General features: G+C 61.8%; 15 protein-coding genes. 10 read left to right on the top strand and 5 right to left on the bottom strand.

Annotation, left to right across the window (positions count from 1 at the left end):
• Nucleotides 1-83 precede the first annotated feature (83 nt).
• From ansP to PVE98_RS05050, 3 genes are all read left to right on the top strand, one after another.
• Nucleotides 84-1577 carry an L-asparagine permease gene (gene ansP, locus PVE98_RS05040; RefSeq protein ID WP_033753776.1) on the top strand — a complete coding sequence of 498 codons (1494 nt, stop codon included), beginning with the start codon at nt 84-86 and terminating at the stop codon, nt 1575-1577.
• Between the two features lie 127 nt (nt 1578-1704).
• The gene (nudK, locus tag PVE98_RS05045) at nt 1705-2283 is read left to right on the top strand and encodes a GDP-mannose pyrophosphatase NudK (RefSeq protein WP_033753774.1); all 579 of its coding nucleotides are present in this window, start codon (nt 1705-1707) and stop codon (nt 2281-2283) included.
• Nucleotides 2284-2526: 243 nt separating this feature from the next.
• Nucleotides 2527-3588 (top strand): DUF1176 domain-containing protein, encoded by a 1062-nt coding sequence (locus tag PVE98_RS05050; RefSeq protein ID WP_033753772.1) that lies wholly within the window; start codon nt 2527-2529, stop codon nt 3586-3588.
• On the opposite strand, the gene ampH is transcribed toward PVE98_RS05050, so the two are convergent.
• From ampH to rpiB, 4 genes are all read right to left on the bottom strand, one after another.
• Entirely contained in the window at nt 3585-4754 is a 1170-nt protein-coding gene (gene ampH, locus PVE98_RS05055) for a D-alanyl-D-alanine-carboxypeptidase/endopeptidase AmpH (RefSeq protein ID WP_096073599.1), read from the bottom strand. The genes PVE98_RS05050 and ampH overlap by 4 nt on opposite strands.
• Nucleotides 4755-4900: 146 nt before the next feature.
• Complete coding sequence (gene tkt, locus PVE98_RS05060; RefSeq protein WP_096073598.1) at nt 4901-6901, bottom strand: transketolase; 2001 nt, start codon at nt 6899-6901, stop codon at nt 4901-4903.
• A gap of 67 nt (nt 6902-6968) precedes the next feature.
• Nucleotides 6969-7919 (bottom strand): transaldolase, encoded by a 951-nt coding sequence (tal, locus tag PVE98_RS05065; RefSeq protein WP_033753764.1) that lies wholly within the window; start codon nt 7917-7919, stop codon nt 6969-6971.
• A 276-nt stretch (nt 7920-8195) separates the two neighbouring features.
• On the bottom strand, nt 8196-8660 hold the full coding sequence (gene rpiB / locus PVE98_RS05070; RefSeq protein ID WP_033753755.1) for a ribose 5-phosphate isomerase B: 465 nt from the start codon (nt 8658-8660) through the stop codon (nt 8196-8198).
• Nucleotides 8661-9054: 394 nt separating this feature from the next.
• Between rpiB and PVE98_RS05075 the strand changes: the two genes are divergently transcribed.
• The 7 genes from PVE98_RS05075 (at nt 9055) to maeB (ending at nt 18035) form a co-directional block, all read left to right on the top strand.
• Entirely contained in the window at nt 9055-10386 is a 1332-nt protein-coding gene (locus PVE98_RS05075) for an MFS transporter (protein WP_096073597.1), read from the top strand.
• 2 nt (nt 10387-10388) lie between these two features.
• Entirely contained in the window at nt 10389-12134 is a 1746-nt protein-coding gene (locus tag PVE98_RS05080) for a dihydroxyacetone kinase family protein (protein WP_407568551.1), read from the top strand.
• Complete coding sequence (locus PVE98_RS05085; RefSeq protein ID WP_033753747.1) at nt 12131-12904, top strand: triose-phosphate isomerase family protein; 774 nt, start codon at nt 12131-12133, stop codon at nt 12902-12904. The genes PVE98_RS05080 and PVE98_RS05085 overlap by 4 nt, the downstream gene beginning before the upstream one ends.
• A complete protein-coding gene (locus PVE98_RS05090; protein ID WP_096073595.1) occupies nt 12901-13710 on the top strand; it encodes a sugar phosphate isomerase/epimerase in 810 nt (269 codons plus the stop codon). The genes PVE98_RS05085 and PVE98_RS05090 overlap by 4 nt, the downstream gene beginning before the upstream one ends.
• 4 nt (nt 13711-13714) lie before the next feature.
• Nucleotides 13715-14572, top strand: coding sequence for a phosphogluconate dehydrogenase C-terminal domain-containing protein (locus PVE98_RS05095; RefSeq protein WP_033753742.1), 858 nt, complete (start codon nt 13715-13717; stop codon nt 14570-14572).
• A gap of 101 nt (nt 14573-14673) precedes the next feature.
• Nucleotides 14674-15639, top strand: coding sequence for a sugar-binding transcriptional regulator (locus PVE98_RS05100; RefSeq protein WP_033753739.1), 966 nt, complete (start codon nt 14674-14676; stop codon nt 15637-15639).
• A 116-nt stretch (nt 15640-15755) separates the two neighbouring features.
• Entirely contained in the window at nt 15756-18035 is a 2280-nt protein-coding gene (gene maeB, locus PVE98_RS05105) for an NADP-dependent oxaloacetate-decarboxylating malate dehydrogenase (protein ID WP_033753737.1), read from the top strand.
• On the opposite strand, the gene hemF is transcribed toward maeB, so the two are convergent.
• The gene (gene hemF, locus PVE98_RS05110) at nt 18030-18932 is read right to left on the bottom strand and encodes an oxygen-dependent coproporphyrinogen oxidase (protein WP_096073594.1); all 903 of its coding nucleotides are present in this window, start codon (nt 18930-18932) and stop codon (nt 18030-18032) included. The two genes, maeB and hemF, sit on opposite strands and share 6 nt — an antisense overlap.
• Nucleotides 18933-18949 lie beyond the last annotated feature (17 nt).

Below are 18949 nucleotides of genomic sequence, written 5' to 3' on the forward strand. Positions count from 1 at the left end.
AACAGGGTGATTACCCCATTTCGCATGGCGCACGCAATCGTTTGTGATCGCCGTGATTGATGGTCAGGACAAACAGGAAGGCTATGAAATCTACTAAAAAAACCGCAGCCGAAATGCGTGCTGCGAAAAGACGCTGGCTGAACTCACATGACACCGGCTACCACAAGGCGATGGGCAATCGTCACGTTCAGATGATTGCCATCGGCGGCGCAATCGGCACCGGCCTGTTCCTCGGCGCAGGCGGACGACTGCAGGCGGCGGGACCGGCGCTGGCGTTAATCTATCTGGTGTGCGGCATCTTCTCGTTCTTTATTCTGCGAGCGCTGGGGGAACTGGTGCTCCACCGTCCCTCCAGCGGCAGCTTCGTTTCTTACGCGCGCGAATTCCTCGGGGAAAAAGCCGCCTACGTCGCAGGCTGGATGTACTTCGTTAACTGGGCGATGACCGGCATTGTCGACATCACCGCCGTCGCGCTCTATATGCACTACTGGGGCGCGTTCGGCGATGTGCCGCAGTGGGTCTTCGCGCTCGGCGCGCTGGCCATTGTCGGCACCATGAACATGATCGGCGTGAAGTGGTTCGCCGAGATGGAGTTCTGGTTCGCGCTGGTAAAAGTGCTGGCGATCGCCATCTTCCTGGTCGTGGGCGTGGTGTTTCTCGGCACCGGCAAACCGCTGGACGGCAACGCCACCGGCTTCCACTTAGTGACCGACAACGGCGGCCTGTTCCCGCACGGTCTGCTGCCGGCGCTGGTGCTGGTGCAGGGCGTGGTGTTCGCCTTCGCTTCTATCGAACTGGTGGGCACCGCCGCAGGCGAGTGTAAAGATCCGGAAACCATGCTGCCGAAAGCGATCAACAGCGTGATCTGGCGAATCGGCCTGTTTTACGTCGGTTCGGTGGTGCTGCTGGTGCTGCTGCTGCCGTGGAACGCCTACCAGGCAGGCCAGAGCCCGTTCGTGACCTTCTTCTCGAAGCTGGGCGTGCCTTACGTCGGCAGCATCATGAACATCGTGGTGCTGAGCGCGGCGCTCTCCAGTCTGAATTCCGGCCTCTACTCTACCGGCCGTATTCTACGTTCGATGGCGATGGGCGGTTCGGCGCCGAAGTTCATGGCGAAAATGAACGGCCAGCAGGTGCCTTACGCCGGTATTCTGGTCACCATCGCGGTCTATGTCATCGGCGTGGTGCTCAACTACTACGTGCCTTCGCAGGTCTTCGAGATCGTGCTGAACGTCGCATCGCTGGGCATTATCGCCTCATGGGGCTTTATCGTGATCTGCCAGATGCGTCTGCGCAAAGCGATTAAGGAAGGCAAAGCAGACGACGTCAGCTTTAAGCTGCCGGGCGCGCCGGTCACCTCCTGGCTGACGCTGCTGTTCCTGCTGAGCGTGCTGGTGCTGATGGCGTTCGATTACCCGAACGGCACCTACACCATCGCCGCTATCCCGATTCTGGCGGTGATTCTGGTGCTGGGCTGGTTCGGCGTGCGCAAGCGCGTGGCCGCTGTCGCGCAGACCGAGCACGATCACCTGCACGACGAAAAGCCGCACGCGCTAGCGGATGACGCCGCGCGCTAAGCGCAAGCGTCCATGCTGAAAAGCCTGCCCGCTAACGGCAGGCTTTTTTTTATTCCCGCCGCTTATAGTTTTCCCGCGCGCTTCCCCCTATGATGGCAGGCTCCCTCAAATCGGCAGTGGAGCCATCATGTCGTTCAAGATCAACATCATCAAAGACAAACTTCTCTCCGAAAACTACTTTATCCTGCGCAACTTCACCTACGAGCTCGCTACCAAAAGCGGCGAGGTGGTGCGCCACAAGCGCGAAGTCTATGACCGCGGCAACGGCGCCACCATCCTGCTCTATAACCGCGAGAAAAACAGCGTCGTGCTGACCCGCCAGTTTCGAATCGCCACGTACGTCAACGGCAACGCCAGCGGCATGCTGATCGAGGCCTGCGCCGGGCTGCTGGATAATGACACTCCGGAAGTCTGCATTCGCAAAGAGGCGATCGAAGAGACGGGCTATGCGGTGGGCGAGGTAGAGAAACTCTATGAAGCCTATATGTCGCCGGGCGGCGTCACCGAGCTGATTCACTTTTTCGCCGCCGAATATAACGAGTCGCTGCGCGATAACGCCGGCGGCGGCGTAGAGGATGAGGATATCGACGTGCTGGAGATTCCGTTCCCGGAGGCGCTGGCGATGGTGAAAGATGGCCGTATCCGCGATGGTAAAACCATTATGCTGCTGCAGCATGCCCAGCTGGCGGGCTGGCTGAAGGCCTGACGAAGGGGATGACGCGCGGGGCAGGGCGACGCGTCGCCGCGCATTGTCCGATAAATCCGATTGAGATAAACCCGTGCGCTCCCGATGATGAAAAAGGTGATTTCTGTGGCGCCGTATCGCATTATCGTATGCTTTTTCAGCAGTTAAGTGCGCTTTCCGGACGTGGTCACAGTTTAGGTCCACCCGATGTCCGGCCGTTGCGCTATCATCTCCACTCTGAGATTTTGGGGACCGTTTTTCCTGATGCCGACCTGGACGAAGTCACTGCTGGTATTGCCATTCTTTTTCATTGCCTGCGTTAAAGCCGATCCACTGCAAAAGTCGTTTTCCGACTGGCAGGTGACCTGCAATAACGCCGCGTTCTGCGTGGCGCGCAATATACCAGGCGACAAAGGACTGGTCATGACCATCGCGCGCCATGCCGGCGTCAACGATCGCCCGCTGCTGCGTATCGACTACGGCAGCGCCTACAGCGGCGAGCTGCCCGGTGGGCCGCTGCAGGATAATTTGCTGCTCGATCAGCGCCGTCTGCGTCCCGACTTCAAACACTGGACGGTTGAGCCGCACCACCTCGCCACCAGCAACGCTATCGCCATTGACGAATTTCTCGCGCAAATTCTCGACGCGGACGCGATCCAGCTGACCTATAACGGGCAGGCGGCTATTTCGCTGCATGGCCTGAAAGCGGCGCTGCTGCTGGTGGATGACGTGCAGGGCAGGGTCAACGGCATGAGCGCATGGATAAAACGCGGTTCGCGCGCGCTATGGGATGTGCCGCCTCAGCCGCCGCTGCCGCAGCTGCCCGACATGGGCGCGCCGCCTGCCGCACTGACGCGCGAGGAAACCAGCGGACTGCTCGATTACGGCACCTGGCGGCTTAACAGCGACGCCTGCTCGCTCGACCCGATGCGGCGCGAAGTCAACGTCGCGCCGCTGACCGACAGCAAAGCGCTGCTGATGGTGAGCTGCGAGATGGGCGCCTATAACGTGATCGATCTGGCGTTCGAAGTGACGCGCGCCGCGCCCTATGTCGCACGCGGCATCACCCTGACGCTGCCGTTTACGCCGCCGCGCGGCGAACGCCAGCTGGAGCTGATCAACGCCGACTATGACGCCAGCACCGGCCAGCTTTACACCTTCAGCAAAGGACGCGGGCTGGGCGACTGCGGCTCCGCCACGCGCTGGCGCTTTAACGGCACCGACTTCACGCTGGCGGAATATGCCGAAGAGTCTACCTGCGACGCCTGGCACAGCAGCGACGACTGGCCGACACTGTGGGTCTCCCAGCCGCCGCCCGCGCCCTAGCGAATCGCCTGCACCATCATCGGCGAGCCGTTCTGGTTGCCGACCAGCTCCGCCAGCATATCGTTAACGCCGTCGCTCATGGCGGTAAAGCGCGTTAGCGGCGAGCGGGTGATCACCACAAATACGCCGACGTTATGCTGCGGCACCATCGCCATGTAGGTGATGAAGCCGCCGCCGCCGCCGGTTTTCTGGATAATGCCGGGACGACCGTTTTTCGGCCCCATATAGACCCAGCCCATGCCAATCGCGTCGGCTCTGCCCGGCACGTCCATGCCTTCCACCTTCGCCAGCTGATCGCGACGATAGATGAGCGTCTGCATACGGTCCACCTGCGGCGAACGCGGGCTGATGGCCGAGTCGAGGAACTGCTGCATCCAGCGGCCCATATCGTCCGGCGTCGAATAGACGCCGCCGCTGCCGATAGCGGCCAGCGTGTTATTGCAGGGGCTGGCGCCTTTCTCCGCCACCATCAGCCGATCGCACTGCTCAGGCGAAGGCGTAAAAGTAGTGTCTTTCATGCCGAGCGGGCGGGTAATCAGCTGCTGCAGCAGCGCCGGATAGGGCATGCCGGCGGCGCGCGCCAGCGCATCGCCCAGCAGGTCGTAGCCCAGATTCGAATAGGAAGCGTCGGTGCCAGGCGCGGCTTTCAGCTTCGCGCCGGCCAGCCACTGCCAGCGGTCGCTGCGCGTCGGCCAGACAAACACCGGGCGATGCGGCTTGCCGCCGGGCTGCTCGCGCGGCAGGCCGCTAGTGTGGGTCGAGAGATTAATCAGGCGAATCGGCTGCCCGGCGTAGCTCGGCACGCGCCCGCCCGCCGGTGCATATTTGCTCAGCGGATCGTCAAGGCGAATTTGCCCGCGCTCCGCCATCTTCACCATTACTTCGCTGGTCAGCAGCTTGCTGAGCGAGGCGATGCGGATCAGAGAATCTTTCTGCGGCCGCACGTTATTGCCGGGGCGCGTTTCGCCAAAGCTGGCGAAAACGCGCTGATTGCCGTCGATAGCGACCAGCGCCATGCCGGTGGCGCCGCTGCCGTAAAAAATGTGTTCAGCGTAGCGATCGACGATCTGGGACGAGAGCAGCGGATCGGGCGCGATCTGCGCCTTGCCTGCGAATGGCATCAGCGAAACCATTAAGGCGAGTAAATAGGGCGTACGTTTTTTCAACGGAAAAGCATCCAGCGAGAGGAATAAGGGAAAGATCCTATAGTAATGGGTTTACGCAAGCGGTGAAGGGGGCGAGGAGGATTTTTTTCTGTTTCAGGCTGTGAGAAAGAGAGGCCCCTCCCGCAGAAGAGGAAGGGCCTAAAGCATTACGCTGGCTTGAGTAACGACTCCGCCTGCGCCACGACGTTTTCCACCGTGAAACCGAAGGCAGGGAAGAGTTTGCCTGCCGGCGCGGATTCGCCGAAGGTGGTCATGCCGACGATTTTGCCGTCGATGCCGACATATTTGTACCAGTAGTCGGCGATGCCCGCCTCAACCGCGACGCGCGCGCGCACCGTCGACGGCAGCACCGATTCGCGATAGGCGATATCCTGCTTGTCGAATACGTCGGTGCTCGGCAGCGACACCACGCGCACTTTGTGGCCGTCGGCGGTCAGCTTCTCCGCCGCGCCCAGTGTGATCTCCACTTCGGAACCGGTGGCAATCAGAATGATATCCGGCGTGCCGTCACTGTCCTTCAGCACGTAGCCGCCGCGCGCAATATTTTCGACCTGCGCCGCGCTACGTTCCGGCTGCAGCAGGTTCTGGCGCGACAGGATTAGCGCTGTCGGGCCGTGATGGCGCTCAATCGCGGCTTTCCACGCCACTGCCGTCTCGACCTGGTCGCACGGACGCCAGGTGCTGAAGTTCGGCGTCAGGCGCAGGCTGGCGAGCTGTTCGACCGGCTGGTGCGTCGGGCCGTCTTCGCCCAGGCCGATAGAGTCATGGGTATAGACCATGATCTGACGCGCTTTCATTAGCGCCGCCATACGCGCGGCGTTGCGTGCATACTCCACGAACATCAGGAAGGTGGCGGTGTAGGGCACGAAGCCGCCGTGATGGGCGATGCCGTTGGCGATGGCGGTCATACCGAACTCGCGCACGCCGTAGTGAATATAGTTGCCCGCCGGATCTTCTTTAATCGGCTTCGAGCCTGACCAGATAGTAAGGTTGCTCGGCGCGAGGTCCGCCGATCCGCCCAGCAGCTCCGGCAGCAGCGAGCCAAGGTGCTCCAGCGTATTTTGCGACGCCTTACGGCTGGCGATCTTCTGCGGATTGGCCTGCAGGTCGGTGATGAACTTGTGGGTCTCGCTCTCCCACGTCGACGGCATTTCGCCGTTCATGCGGCGCTGGTACTCCTCAGCCAGCTCCGGATGCGCCTGCTTATAGGCCGCCAGCTTGTCGTTCCAGGCGCGCTCGCGCTCGGCGCCCGCCTCTTTGGCGTCCCACTGCTGATAGATCTCCTGCGGGATTTCAAAGGGTGCAGAGGTCCAGCCCAGCTCTTTACGCGCCAGCGCCACTTCCGCGTCGCCCAGCGCCGCGCCGTGCGATTCCTCTTTACCGGCTTTGTTCGGCGAACCGAAACCGATAACGGTGCGGCAGATAATCAGCGACGGCTTGTCGGTGACGCTCTGCGCCTCTTTAATCGCGCGGCTCACCGCCTCGGCGTCGTGGCCGTCGATCTCGCCGACGACGTGCCAGTTGTAGGCTTCGAAACGCTTATGGGTATCGTCGGTAAACCAGCCTTCGGTTTCGCCGTCGATAGAGATGCCGTTATGATCATAGAAGCCGATCAGCTTGCCGAGGCCGAGCGTGCCCGCCAGCGAGCAGACTTCGTGGGAGATCCCCTCCATCAGGCAGCCGTCGCCCATAAACACATAGGTAAAGTGGTCGACGATATCGTGACCCGGACGGTTGAACTGCGCGCCCAGCGTGCGCTCGGCGATCGCCAGACCCACGGCGTTGGCCAGCCCCTGGCCCAGCGGGCCGGTGGTGGTTTCGACGCCCGGCGTGTAGCCGATTTCCGGGTGACCCGGCGTTTTAGAGTGCAGCTGACGGAAGTTCTTCAGCTCTTCCATCGGCAGATCGTAGCCGGTGAGGTGCAGCAGGCTATAGAGCAGCATCGAGCCGTGGCCGTTGGAAAGAATAAAACGGTCTCGGTCGGCCCATGCGGGGTTAGTCGGGTTATGTTTCAGGTAGTCGCGCCACAGCACTTCGGCGATGTCCGCCATGCCCATCGGCATGCCCGGGTGACCTGAGTTCGCTTTTTGTACCGCATCCATACTTAACGCACGAATCGCGTTCGCCAGCTCTCTGCGTGATGACATAGGGTTCTCCCTTCGTTGAGCAGAAGTGCGGGCGGCAAAACCGCCCGACAAAATTAACAGGCAAAAACTACAGGCGCGCGGCCAGCACGTCTTCGAGTTTCTGCTGATCGACGGCAAACTGACGGATGCCGTCGGAAAGTTTTTCGACCGCCATCGGATCCTGGTTGTGCTCCCAGCGGAACTCCGCTTCAGAGAGCGATGCAGGCTGGTGGAAACCTTCGGTCGACGGTTCCAGCTTGCGCTCAACTGGCGCGTCGCTGTTCTGCAGCTCTTCCAGCAGGTTCGGAGAGATAGTCAGGCGGTCGCAGCCCGCCAGCGCGATAATCTGCTCTACTTTACGGAAGCTCGCACCCATGATGATGGTGCTGTAACGGTGCTTTTTGTAGTAGTCGTAGATGCGACGCACCGATTTCACGCCCGGATCTTCGTCGACCACATACGGGTCGAGCGGCTTGCGGCTGTTGTACCAGTCGTAGATACGGCCGACGAACGGCGAAATCAGGAAGACGCCCGCTTCGGCGCAGGCGCGTGCCTGGGCGAAGGAGAAGAGCAGCGTCAGGTTGCAGTGGATGCCGTTTTTCTCCAGCTCCTCGGCCGCCTTGATGCCTTCCCAGGTAGACGCCAGCTTGATCAGAATGCGCGAGCGGTCGATGCCGTGCTCTTCATACAGGCGAACCAGTTTTTCCGCTTTGGTCACGCACATGCCACGATCGAAAGAGAGGCGCGCATCTACTTCGGTCGAAACACGGCCCGGTACGCTTTTCAGGATTTCCATACCGAGGTTAATGGCGACTTTATCGCTGGCGTTGATAATCTGCGTCTCTTTGCTGCCGCCCTGCTTTTTCGCATAGTCGATAGCGTCGTCGATCAGGTGCTTGTAGCCTTCGAGGCCGGCAGCTTTCAGGATCAGAGAAGGATTGGTGGTCGCGTCTTCAGGATGGTAGTTGCGAATGGATTCGATATCGCCGCTGTCCGCCACGACGGTAGTAAACTGTTTTAATGCCTCTAGCTGGTTCATCTTTTAACTCCTTGATGAGCAATTCTTTATTGCGAATGATTTCACCCTGCAACACAGTGCATCAGGCGTTCGATGATGAAAATACTCTTTTTCTGATTATTGCGATGGGTTGAACTCATCGGGGCCCCGCACGGCGAAAACAGCGTGACGTCAAACAGGGAGAGCGTGCTGCAACATCCTGTCAGCGAGCCGGGGGGCGAAAATCGCGCATCACAAAGGTTAGCAGAACTGACAGGTTCTGCCGGATGAACCGCACTTTCCGCCCGGTCAGGTGTTTTAGCGGCAGGCGTTTTGCGCCGTCTGTTCGTAAAAGCCGATCTTTTCCACTTTTTCCGTCGATCCGCCGCCTTCAAACTCCGACGCCAGCCAGGCGTTGACGATCGATTTCGCCAGTTCTGGCCCGACGACGCGCGCGCCCAGCGTCATTACCTGCGCATTGTTGCTTTTGCGCGCGCGTTCGGCGGAGTAGGTGTCGTGGCACTGCGCCGCGCGAATGCCCGGCACCTTGTTGGCGACGATCGCCATACCGATACCGGTGCCGCACACCAGAATGCCGCGGGCGAACTTGCCGTCGCTGATGGCGTTCGCCAGGCTCCAGGCGATATCGGGATAAATTGGCAGGTCCTGGCGCGCGTCGTTGCTGTAATCCACCACTTCGTAGTGCAGCGATTCAAGGTGGCGTTTGATCAGGTTTTTCAGTTCCAGCGCCGCGTCATCGGCGCCAATCGCAATGGTGCTCATCCGGTTCTCTCCAGGTATTTAACAGGGCCCGCAAGCCGGGCAGAAAGTGATGCTCGATTTCAGCCTGCCACACTTATGTTCATATGTTCAAGTTTGTTTCATTTGTTTTTGGCGGCTCAGGCGAGGGCGACGCGCCGTTAACCGCTGTAAAACGGCACCTTATCGGGCATTTTTCTTAAATGTTGTGGAAAAACGTTTCATTTGAGAGCGATCACATTTTTGCAAACTGCGCTTGAGAGATGTTCATTTAATCGTTTAGTGTTCATTTGTTCAGGCAGGCAGCAACAATAAGATCCTTCGAGGTGACCGCCATGACACTTACCGACCCGACTGCGCGCCCTGCGGCGCGCTTACCAGGAAACCAGCGCGCTTCGTCGCGCTGTGGAGGCGTAACATGACGCAACAGACGCAGGCGCAGATCGAACAGTCCACCATTCGCAAAATCTCCTGGCGACTGGTGCCGTTCGTGGCGCTGATGTTCTTTATCAACTTTCTCGACCGTACTGCCATTTCCTTCGCCGGGCCGAACGGCATGACGCAGGATCTGGGGCTGAGCGCCGCGCAGTTTGGGCTCGCCTCGGGCATCTTTTTTATTGGCTATATCCTGCTGGAGGTGCCGAGCAATCTTGCGCTGCACCGCTTCGGCGCGCGTAAATGGCTGGCGCGCATTATGGTGAGCTGGGGCGTGGTGTCGCTGCTGTTCGCCTGGGTAAGCAGCGTCGAGGGCCTTTATACGCTGCGCCTGCTGCTTGGCATTGCGGAGGCGGGCTTCTTTCCCGGCGCGATCCTCTATCTCAGCCTGTGGGTGCCAGCACGCCATCGCAGCAAAATCCTTTCGCTGTTCTACCTGGCCCAGCCGCTGACCGTGGTATTCGGCGCGCCGCTGGCGGCAGGCATGATCGAGCAGCACGGCCTGTTTGGCATGGAGGGCTGGCGTCTGATGTTTATCGGCGTATCGGTGCCCGCCATCCTGATCGGCGTTGTGACGTTATTTTGGCTGGTGGATGCGCCGCGCGACGCGCGCTGGCTTACTGGCGAAGAGGAACAGTGGCTGACGCGCGAGCTGGAGAGCGAGCACGCCGCCAAGCAAAACGCGCATCCTGGCGTGCGCACCGTGCTGGGCAACGGCCGCGTCTGGCTGCTCTGCCTGATCTACTTCGGCTTTATCTATGGCCTTTACGCGCTCGCCTTTTTCCTGCCGACCATCATCGGCGGCTTTCAGCAGCAGTTCGGCACCACCTTTAACGTGATGCAAAAAGGGCTGATCACCGGCGCGCCCTATCTGGTGGCGGCCGTAGTGATGTTTTTCTGGTCGCGTGACGCCTCGCGCCGCGGCTGTAAAACCTGGCATATCGCGCTGCCTGCGCTAGCGGGCGGCATCAGCGTGCCGCTGGCGCTCTATATGAACTCGCCGCTCAGCACCATGCTGGTTATCGCCGTTACCGCCAGCTCTATCTTTGCCGCGCTGCCCAACTTCTGGACCCTGCCGACGCAGTTTCTCTCCGGCGCCTCGGCCGCCGCCGCCATCGCCCTGATCAATACGCTCGGCAACGTGGCGGGCTTTTCGGCGGGCTACATCACCGGCGCGCTGCACGACGCCACGCAAAGTTACACGCTGCCGATGATGGTGGTGGGCGGCTTTATGCTGCTGTCAGCCCTGCTGATGCTGCTGCTGAACCGCCGCCGCGCTGAACCGCTGGCCTCCTCACTTGCTCAGGAGCATTAATCATGACGTATCTCTATAACCAGCCCTCTGCCTTTGCGGCGGAGCTGATCGAAGGTTTTGTCGCGGCCAACGCGGATAAAGTCCGTCAGGTGCCCGGCGGCGTGGTGCGCAGCACGCGCAGCCAGCCCGGCACGGTGGCGGTGGTGGTGGGCGGCGGCTCTGGCCACTATCCTGCTTTCGCCGGACTGGTAGGCCAGGGCATGGCGCACGGCGCCGCCATGGGCAATCTGTTCGCTTCGCCCTCGGCGCAGCAAATCGTTAACGTGGCGCGCGCGGCGCACAACGGCGGCGGCGTGCTGCTCACCTTTGGCAACTACGCCGGTGACGTGCTGCATTTCGGTCAGGCGTGCGAGCGTCTGAGGGCCGAAGGCATCGCCTGCGAAGTGGTGACGGTCACCGACGATATCTCCAGCGCCAGTCTGGAAGAGATTGAAAAGCGCCGCGGCGTCGCAGGCGATTTAACCGTATTCAAAGTCGCCAGCGCCGCGGCCGAAGCGGGCCACAGTCTGGCGCAGGTGGCCGCGCTGGCGCGTCATGCCAACCAGCGCACGCGTTCTTTTGGCGTCGCATTTTCCGGCTGTACCTTGCCTGGGGCGACGCAGCCGCTGTTCCGCATCGACGCCGGACGCATGGCGCTCGGCATGGGTATTCACGGCGAGCCAGGCATCAGCGAAAGCGACGTGCCGCGCGCCGACGTGCTGGCGGAAATTTTCGTCGACAACCTGCTGAGCGAGTTGCCGCCGGGCGTCAAACTGCAGCCAGGCACGCGCGTGGCGGCGATCCTCAACGGGCTAGGATCGGTGAAATATGAAGAGCTGTTCGTGGTCTATCGCCGCGTGGCGCAGCTGCTGCGCGAACAGCAGCTGGAGATTGTCGAGCCCGAAGTGGGCGAATTCGTCACCAGCTTCAATATGGCAGGCGCATCGCTGACGCTGATGTGGCTGGATGAGGCGCTGGAAGAGTGCTGGCGCGCGCCGGCCAACGCACCGGCCTTTCGCAAAGGCAGCGTGATCGTCGCCGAACCGCTGGAGGCCAGCGAGTGTCAGCAGGCGACGCAGAACGCCATCCCCGCCGCCAGCGTCGCGTCGCAGCAGAGCGCGCAGCGCGTGCTGGCGATACTCGACGCCATTGCTGCCGTGATACAGCGCAATGCTGAACAGCTGGGGCGCATCGACGCCGTTGCCGGCGACGGTGATCACGGCATCGGCATGGAGCGCGGCGTGCTGGGCGCGCTGGCGCAGGCGCGTGACGCTGCGGCGCAGGGCGCGGGGGCGGGCACGCTGCTGTGTCAGGCCGCCGAAGCCTGGGCAGATAAGGCGGGCGGCACCTCGGGCGCGCTGTGGGGCGTGGCGCTGACCGCCATCGGCACCGCGCTCGGCGACGAAAGCAAACCCGACGCGCAGCGCGTCGCCGAAGGGGTGAAACAGGCCAAAGAGGGGATTATGCACTTTGGCAAAGCCCAACCCGGCGACAAAACCATGGTCGATGTGCTGGTGCCGTTCAGCGACAGCCTGAGCGCGGCGGTCGCGCGCGGGGAGGCGCTGCCTGACGCCTGGCAGCTGGCGGCGGAAACAGCGCAGGCCGCCGCGCAGGCTACCGCACAGCTGCTGCCGAAGATGGGCCGCGCCCGTCCGCTGGCGGAGAAAAGCCTGGGCACGCCGGACGCCGGCACGGTGTCGCTGGCGCTGATTGTCGCCACGGTGGCAGAGCGTCTGCGCGCAATCCAGCCGCAGGGAGCCTCGGTATGACGCAGCCCGCTATCTGGCTGGGAACCAGCCTGAAAATGTATTTCAGCTACGCGCAGACGCTGGCATGGTGCCGTGCGGTCGCGCAGATTGCGCGCCAGCATCCTGCGGTGCGCGACGGGCGCGTCGGCCTGTTTGTACTGCCCGCTTTTCCGACGCTGCCGGCGGTAAAAGCGCTGTTTGCCGATACGCCGGTGCGCGTCGGCGCGCAAAATATCGCGCCCGCCGCCAGCGGCGCCTGGACCGGCGAGGTGAGCGCCAGCATGGTGCAGGAGCTGGGCGGAACGCTGGCGGAGATTGGCCATGCGGAACGCCGACGTCACTTTGCGGAAAGCGATGCGCAGATCTCTGCAAAAGTCGCGCTGGCGTTGCAGTCCCAGCTGACGCCTGTGTTGTGCATCGGCGAGGCGCAGCAGGATACGCCCGACGCGGCGGCAGAGGCGTGCGCCATCCAGCTCAGGCGCGCGCTGGCCGAGGCGCAGTCGCTGCACGGTAGCCTGCTGCTCGCCTACGAGCCGCAGTGGGCGATCGGCGCGCCGCAGCCCGCGCCGGAAGGCCATATTCGCGCGGTGTGCCGCGCCTTGCGCCAGCAGCCGCTGCCGCCAGGCATCACGCTGCAGGTGATCTACGGCGGCAGCGCCGGCCCTGGCCTGCTGAGCCGGCTGGAAGAGAGCGTCGACGGCCTGTTTCTCGGCCGCTTCGCCCACGATCCCGCCGCGCTGGCGCAGATAGTTGATGAAGCCGACGCGCTGCTGGCGAGGGAGAGCGTATGAGCCGGATTGGATTAAGCACCTACGCCTTTTTCTGGCGCCTGTCGGATCGCGCGCCACAGCCGCTGACGCTGGCGCAAATGCTGCAGCAGACCGCCGACCTCGACGTGCCGGTGTTTCAGATTTGCGACTACCCGGCGATTGAAAGCTGGAGCGACGCGCAATTGTGTGCCCTGAAGCAGCAGGCCGACGCCCTCGGCATCACGCTGGAGCTGGGCACGCGCGGCCTCGCCACTGACCATCTGCAGCGCTATCTGCATATGGCGTCGCTGCTGGAGGCGAAAGTCATCCGCTCGATGTGTTTTACCGCCAGCCATCGTCCGTCGCCTGCCGAGGCGCAGCAGCTTATCGCCGATGTGCTGCCCGCTTTCGAACGTCAGCAGGTCAAACTCTGCCTTGAAACCTATGAGCAAATCTCCAGCGCCGATCTGATGGCGCTGATCGATCTTTTCCCTTCGCCCTGGCTGGCGGTCTGTCTCGATCCGGCCAACTGCGTGGCGGGACTGGAGCTGCCGCAGCAGGTCATCGCCAACACCGCCGCGCGCGTCGGCAATCTGCACATCAAAGATTTCGCCTTTTCGCGCCGCGACGGCTGGGTCGGCTTTACCCTGGCGGGCGTGCCGCTCGGCGAAGGGCTGCTGGATTACGACGCGCTGATTGCCAGCGTGCGGCCAGCCGAAAAAGGCATTAACCAGATTATCGAGCACTGGCTGCCGTGGCAGGAGAGCGCAGAGCGCACCTGCAAACTGGAAGCGCAGTGGACGCAGCGCTGTGTCGAATTCTTACGTCGTAAACAAGATCAGGAGTAACACCATGAGCAATCAACTGAAAACCATTACTGTTATCGGCGCAGGCGGCAAAATGGGCATGCGCATCTCTGCCAACCTGCAGCGCAGCGACTATCAGGTCTTCTACTGCGAAAACTCGCCGCAGGCGCAGGCGCAGATCGGCGCGCAGGGCCGCGAAATTTCTGATGCGCAGTCGGTGGTGCCGCTGAGCGACGTGGTCATTCTGGCGGTGCCGGATATTGTCCTGGGCAAGGTCTCAGAAACGGTGGTCCCGCAGATGAAGCCCGGCGCCGTGCTGCTGACGCTCGATCCAGCGGCGGCCTACGCCAACCTGATCGCCCAGCGTGACGATATCGAGTATGCGGTGGCGCACCCCTGCCATCCGTCGGTATTCCTGCAGCGCTACACCAAAGAGGAGCATGAGGATGCCTTTGGCGGCGTGGCGGCGATCCAGCATATCGCGGCGGCGTGGGAGAACGGCAGCGACGCGCAGAGGGCGGAGCTGGCGAAGGTGATCAACGTGATGTATGGCCCGGTGGATCAGGTGCACTGGGTGACGGTGACGCAGCTTGCCTATCTGGAGCCGACGCTGGTGGAAACCGTCGCCTGCATGGTCGGCGCCTTTATGAAAGAGGCGCTGGACGAGACGGTGAAACATAGCGGCGTGCCGGAAGAGGCGGCGAAAGCGATGCTTTACGGCCATATCCAAATCGCGCTGGCGGTCGCCTTCCGCGCCACCAACCCCTTCTCGGACGCCTGCATGATCGCCATGGAGTATGGACGCGAGAAGATCGTCAAGCCGGACTGGAAGCAGATCTTCGATCAAAAAGAGCTGGATATCGTGATTGCGCGCATGCTGAAAATTGACGCCATCCGCCGCTGATCTGTGACGACGAAAGCGGCTCACGGGCGCTTGCCTGGCTAAGTGAGCCGCATCAGTGTTATAAATCCCGGCAGTTAACGGCAACGCTCAATCAGGTCACGATGGAAAAACATACCCTCGCTCCGGACACGGAACTGCTGACGGAAATCGCCGTCGCTTACTATCAGGATGAGATCACACAGGAAGAGATCGCGCGCAAGTTCGGCATCTCGCGCATCAAAGTCGGACGACTGCTGAAACGGGCGAAAGAAGAGGGCATTGTCGAGATCAATGTTCGCTACCATCCGGTATTCAGCACCCGACTGGAGCAGCAGCTGCTGGATCGCTTTCCGCAGCTGCAGCGCGCGCTGATCGCGCTTGATCAGCAGGATGGCGACGAGCAGCGTCGTCAGGTAGCGGCGCTGGTCTCGGCGCATCTGGCGCAAAATCTCAAAGAGAACACCGTGGTGGCGGTAGGCCAGGGTCGCAACGTCGCGGCGGTGGCCGATCATCCCGGCGCGGTGCCGCTGCGCAACTGTCACTTTATCTGCGGTATCGGCGGCACCCATCGCCCGGGCGACGCCATCAACGCCGATCATATCAGCCGTCGGCTGGCGAAAAAGTTCGGCGGCTTTAGCGAAACGCTCTATGCGCCCGCCTATGTGGAAAACCGTGCGCTGAAAGAGGCGTTTATGCAGAACGGCACCATTAAAGAGACGCTGGATCGCGCGCGCAAAGCGGATATCGCGCTGGTGGGCATCGGCGATATGAATGAAAACAGCTATATGGTCAAACTCGGCTGGTTTACGCCGCATGAAATTATCGACGCCAGCGTCAATCAGGGCGTCACCGGCGACGTGGCGGGCTACGACTTTTTCAACGCTCAGGGCCAGCACGTGGACACGGTGATGAACGATCGCGTCATCGGTCTGAGCATCGACGAGCTGCGTAAAATTCCCTGCGTTATCGCCATCGCTGCGGAAAACACCAAAGCGATGGCGCTGCTCGGCGCGCTGCGCACCGGCGCTATCGATATCGTCGCCACCTCGGCGCAGAACATCCGCACCATCCTCAGTATGACGCAGTAGCGTGCAAAACGGTGTCGCCAGCGGCACCGAACTGCCTTATCGCGATCGCTCCGAGGTTTTCCCTGTCGTCAGCCTTTTATACTGCCAGCGCACCGAAGCTGAAAAAGGAACCGACAATGGACGACCAACTCAAGCAGAGCGCACTGGATTTTCATCAGTTTCCCACCCCGGGCAAAATCCAGGTTTCCCCCACCAAACCTCTCGCCACCCAGCGCGATCTGGCGCTGGCCTATTCTCCCGGCGTCGCGGCGCCCTGTCTGGAAATTGCGCAGGATCCGCTGGCGGCGCATAAATACACCGCGCGCGGCAATCTGGTGGCGGTGATCTCCAACGGCACCGCGGTGCTGGGGCTCGGCAATATCGGCGCGCTGGCGGGCAAGCCGGTGATGGAGGGCAAGGGAGTGCTGTTCAAGAAGTTCGCCGGCATCGACGTCTTCGATATCGAGATCGACGAGCAGGATCCCGACCGGCTAATCGACGTTATCGCCGCACTGGAGCCCACTTTTGGCGGTATCAACCTGGAGGATATCAAAGCGCCAGAGTGCTTCTATATCGAGCAGCAGCTGCGCCAGCGCATGAAGATCCCGGTATTTCACGACGACCAGCACGGCACGGCGATTATCTGCACCGCCGCAGTGCTCAACGGGCTGCGTATTGTCGAGAAAGCGATTGGCGAGGTGCGGCTGGTGGTTTCTGGCGCGGGCGCCTCGGCTATCGCCTGCCTGAACCTGCTGGTGGCGCTCGGCATGCAGAAGCGCAACATCGTGGTATGCGATTCGAAAGGGGTAATCTACCGCGATCGCGAAGCGGATATGACGCCCACCAAGTCCGCCTACGCCATCGAAGATAACGGTGCGCGCAGGCTGGAAGAGGTGATTGAAAACGCCGATATCTTTCTCGGCTGCTCGGGGCCGCGCGTGCTGACGCCGGAAATGGTGCAAAAGATGGCGCGCGATCCGCTCATCCTGGCGCTGGCCAACCCTGAGCCGGAAATTATGCCGCCGCTGGCGAAGGCGGTGCGCCCCGACGCCATCATCTGCACCGGCCGCTCCGACTTCCCTAATCAGGTCAACAACGTGCTCTGCTTCCCGTTTATTTTTCGCGGCGCGCTCGACGTCGGGGCGACTACTATCAACGAAGAGATGAAGCTGGCGGCGGTGCACGCCATCGCCGCGCTGGCGCAGGCGGAGCAGAGCGATGTGGTCGCTTCCGCCTATGACGACCAGGATCTTAGCTTCGGACCGGACTATCTGATACCTAAACCTTTCGATCCGCGCTTGATCGTGCAGATCGCGCCGGCGGTGGCGCGCGCCGCGATGGAGTCGGGCGTGGCGACCCGGCCCGTTGAGGATTTCGACGCCTACCGCGAGAAGCTGACCGAATTCGTCTATAAAACCAACCTGTTTATGAAGCCGATCTTCTCCCAGGCGCGCAAGGCGCCAAAGCGCGTGGTGCTGGCGGAAGGCGAGGAGGTGCGGGTGCTGCACGCCACGCAGGAGCTGGTGACGCTCGGTCTGGCGCGCCCGATCCTGATAGGGCGTCCCAATGTCATCGCGATGCGTTTGCAGAAGCAGGGGCTGAAGATCGAGGCGGGCAAAGATTTCGACGTGGTCAACAACGAATCGGATCCGCGCTTCAAGGCGTACTGGAACGAATATTATCAGATGATGAAGCGGCGCGGCGTGACGCCCGAGCAGGCGCAGCGCGCGGTGATCGGCAATCCGACGCTAATCGGCGCCATCATGGTGCATCGCGGCGAAGCGGACGCGCTGATCTGCGGCACTGTCGGCGACTACCATGAGCACTATGACGTGGTGGAGAAAGTGTTCGGCCTGCGCGACGACGTTAAGGTCGCGGGCGCGATGAACGCGCTGCTATTGCCCAGCGGCAATACTTTTATTACCGACACCTACGTCAACGAAGATCCTACGGCGGAACAGCTGGCCGATCTGACGCTGCTGGCGGCGGAAACGGTGCGGCGTTTCGGCATCGAGCCGCGCGTCGCGCTGCTGTCACACTCCAGCTTCGGCACCTCGAACGCGCCAGGCGCGCGCAAGATGCGCGAGGCGCTGGCGATTATTCAGCGCCGCGCACCGGATCTGGAAGTGGATGGCGAAATGCACGGCGACGCGGCGCTGGTCGAGAGCGTCCGCCGCGAGCTGATGCCTGACAGCCCGCTGAAAGGGGCGGCGAACCTGCTGATCATGCCCAATGTAGAAGCGGCGCGCATTAGTTACAACCTACTACGCGTCTCCAGTTCGGAAGGCGTCACCGTTGGCCCGGTGCTGATGGGCATCAGCAAGCCGGTGCATGTGCTGACGCGCATCGCGTCGGTCAGGCGCATTGTGAATATGGTGGCGCTGGCGGTGGTCGAGGCGCAAACCGCGCCGTTATAGCCAGTCGCGCACCAGTAAAAAGTCGCGCGTCAGCGCGGCTTCCGGCGAGTCGGGCGCGGGCTGGTAGTCATACTCCCAGCGCACCAGCGGCGGCATCGACATCAGGATGGATTCGGTGCGGCCGCCGGTCTGCAGGCCAAACAGGGTGCCGCGATCCCACACCAGGTTGAACTCGACGTAGCGTCCGCGGCGATAGAGCTGAAACTGACGCTCGCGCTCGCCCCAGGGCAGCGCTTTGCGACGCTCGACGATCGGCAGATAGCCGTCGAGGAAGCCGTTTCCTACCGCCTGCATAAAGGCGAAGCTGGTGTCGAAGTCCGGCGCGTTGAGATCGTCGAAGAAGAGGCCGCCGATGCCGCGCTGCTCGTCGCGGTGCTTCAGATAGAAGTAGTCGTCGCACCATTTTTTATAGCGCGGATAGACCTCGTCGCCGAACGGCTGGCAGAGATCGAAGGCGGTCTGATGCCAGTGCACCGCATCCTCCTCGAAGCCGTAGTAGGGCGTCAGATCGAAACCGCCGCCGAACCACCACACCGGATCGGCGCCCGGCTTTTCGGCGATAAAAAAGCGCACGTTGGCGTGACTGGTCGGCACATAGGGATTGTGCGGATGGATCACCAGCGACACGCCCATCGCCTCGAAGCTGCGCCCCGCCAGCTCGGGACGGTGCGCCGTCGCCGACGCGGGCATTTGATCGCCGTGCACGTGGGAAAAGTTAACGCCTGCCTGCTCAAACACCGCGCCGTCGCGCAGCACGCGGCTACGTCCGCCGCCGCCGCCCGGACGCTGCCAGCTGTCTTCGATAAACTGCGCGCCGCCGTCAGCTGCCGCCAGTTGATTACAGATTGTCTCCTGCAGGTTCAGCAGAAAGGCTTTAACGCGGGAAATATCGGGCATGGCTTCGGACTCATTGC

Source organism: Pantoea sp. GABEPS69, from assembly GCF_045780835.1.
Classification (GTDB): domain Bacteria; phylum Pseudomonadota; class Gammaproteobacteria; order Enterobacterales; family Enterobacteriaceae; genus Pantoea; species Pantoea septica.

What these genes read in the sequence shown, in the direction of transcription:
- ansP (WP_033753776.1), top strand. Translation starts at nt 84, where the DNA reads ATGAAATCTACTAAAAAAACCGCAGCCGAAATGCGTGCTGCGAAAAGA.
- nudK (WP_033753774.1), top strand. Translation starts at nt 1,705, where the DNA reads ATGTCGTTCAAGATCAACATCATCAAAGACAAACTTCTCTCCGAAAAC.
- PVE98_RS05050 (WP_033753772.1), top strand. Translation starts at nt 2,527, where the DNA reads ATGCCGACCTGGACGAAGTCACTGCTGGTATTGCCATTCTTTTTCATT.
- tkt (WP_096073598.1), bottom strand. Translation starts at nt 6,901, where the DNA reads ATGTCATCACGCAGAGAGCTGGCGAACGCGATTCGTGCGTTAAGTATG.
- tal (WP_033753764.1), bottom strand. Translation starts at nt 7,919, where the DNA reads ATGAACCAGCTAGAGGCATTAAAACAGTTTACTACCGTCGTGGCGGAC.
- rpiB (WP_033753755.1), bottom strand. Translation starts at nt 8,660, where the DNA reads ATGAGCACCATTGCGATTGGCGCCGATGACGCGGCGCTGGAACTGAAA.
- PVE98_RS05075 (WP_096073597.1), top strand. Translation starts at nt 9,055, where the DNA reads ATGACGCAACAGACGCAGGCGCAGATCGAACAGTCCACCATTCGCAAA.
- PVE98_RS05080 (WP_407568551.1), top strand. Translation starts at nt 10,389, where the DNA reads ATGACGTATCTCTATAACCAGCCCTCTGCCTTTGCGGCGGAGCTGATC.
- PVE98_RS05085 (WP_033753747.1), top strand. Translation starts at nt 12,131, where the DNA reads ATGACGCAGCCCGCTATCTGGCTGGGAACCAGCCTGAAAATGTATTTC.
- PVE98_RS05090 (WP_096073595.1), top strand. Translation starts at nt 12,901, where the DNA reads ATGAGCCGGATTGGATTAAGCACCTACGCCTTTTTCTGGCGCCTGTCG.
- PVE98_RS05095 (WP_033753742.1), top strand. Translation starts at nt 13,715, where the DNA reads ATGAGCAATCAACTGAAAACCATTACTGTTATCGGCGCAGGCGGCAAA.
- PVE98_RS05100 (WP_033753739.1), top strand. Translation starts at nt 14,674, where the DNA reads ATGGAAAAACATACCCTCGCTCCGGACACGGAACTGCTGACGGAAATC.
- maeB (WP_033753737.1), top strand. Translation starts at nt 15,756, where the DNA reads ATGGACGACCAACTCAAGCAGAGCGCACTGGATTTTCATCAGTTTCCC.
- hemF (WP_096073594.1), bottom strand. Translation starts at nt 18,932, where the DNA reads ATGCCCGATATTTCCCGCGTTAAAGCCTTTCTGCTGAACCTGCAGGAG.